This is a genomic window from Pseudomonas sp. A-RE-19, from assembly GCF_019956555.1.
Lineage (GTDB): Bacteria > Pseudomonadota > Gammaproteobacteria > Pseudomonadales > Pseudomonadaceae > Aquipseudomonas.
Genome location: NZ_JAHBDQ010000064.1, coordinates 1 through 1,598 on the forward strand (window position 1 = coordinate 1; position 1,598 = coordinate 1,598).

1 protein-coding gene is annotated in these 1,598 nt (G+C 54.3%); it reads left to right on the forward strand.

The features are described from left to right. The first annotated feature begins 79 nt into the window (after positions 1 to 79). Entirely contained in the window at positions 80 to 1,501 is a 1,422-nt protein-coding gene (locus KGB14_RS24380; RefSeq protein ID WP_223489206.1) for an IS1182 family transposase, read from the forward strand. Positions 1,502 to 1,598: the final 97 nt, after the last annotated feature.

Here is a 1,598-nt window from a genome sequence, read left to right on the forward strand (position 1 = left end):
CAGACTGTGTGAAAACCTAGCCATTTGCGCAACGATTCAAGAAAATGCCCCGTATTGAAAGATACGGGGCATTTTTGCTGTGGCGTATATCCAAGGTGAACCACGAAACCAGACCAGCCTATTCCCGGTTTCTCTGGAAGATTTAATACCTGACGATCATCTCGTTCGCGTGATTGATGCCTATGTCGCTGGGCTGGATCTTGTGCAATTGGGCTTCGATAAAGCGACTCCCAAAGGCACTGGACGCCCCTCTTATGATCCTGTCGACCTGCTCAAACTGTACCTCTACGGCTATTTTCAGCGGATTCGCTCCTCGCGCCGACTTGAGGCCGAGTGCCAACGCAACGTCGAAGTCATGTGGCTGATCAATCGACTCAAGCCCGACTTTAAAACCATTGCCGACTTTCGCCGGGATAACAAAGCCGCGTTCGTTGCCGCGTGCCGGGCCTTTGTCCAATTCTGCCGCGCGGTCGGTTTGATTGCGGGCGAGCTGGTTGCCATCGACGGGAGTAAATTTCAGGCGGTCGCGTCTGCACGACGGCATCTGAATCTCAAACATCTCAAGCGCCAGGAGGAAAAGCTGGACAAGCGCATTGCCCAGTATCTGGTACAGCTGGATGAGGCCGACAAGGATGAGGCGGGTGAAACGGTTGATCGCAGCGCTATCAAAACCGCGCTGGCGCGACTTGAAGACAAGCAGTCGAATAACCGGACTTGCCAGGACTTGATGAAGTCCATGGACCTCGAGCAGTTCAATGCTCGTGAAAGCGACGCCCGGATGATGCGTACCGCCAAAGGGCCGCGAGTGTCTTACAACGTACAAACGGCGGTGGACGCTGAGCACTGCCTGATTCTGCATCATGACGTGACTCAGGATGGCGACGATCGGCGTCAGTTGGAGCCGATGGCCAAGACGGCTAAAGAACAGCTGCAGCAAGAACAACTCACGGTGACGGCTGATGCGGGCTACTCCAATGGCCAGCAATTTCAGGCATGTGAAGACGCCAACATCACGGCCTATGTGCCGCCCAGCCGATCAAAGAATTCCAGCCGCAAAGGTAAGGAGTTTTTCGACCGAAAAGACTTTGTTTACGATGCAGAACACGACCATTACCAATGCCCCGCCGGCCAATTGCTGACACTTAAGCAATTGCACAACGGCAATCGTGAGTACCAGGCCACCAAGGATTGCACCTCCTGCGCATTAAAAGCGCAGTGCACCGATGCGCCTCGTCGGTATGTCTCGCGGCATGCGAACGAAGACGCCTTTGAGCGAATGGAGCAACGGATGCAGGCCCATCCAGAGATGATGGTGAGTCGAAGATCCATCGTTGAACATCCCTTCGGCAACCTCAAACAATGGCTGTTGGGCAACGGCCGCTTTCTGCTGCGACAGCTGGAAGGCGCGAGAGCGGAAATGGCCCTGGCGATAAACGCCTATAACCTCAAAAGAGCGATCAACGTGCTCGGAGTCCCCAAAATGATGGCGTTAATGGGCTGAAAAGCCTTTTTTCGTCTGCTTCCCGCACAAAAGCAAACGCCCCGAACAAGTCGGGGCGTTTGCTTGATCCGCTAATATTGCGTTTTCACACAGTCTG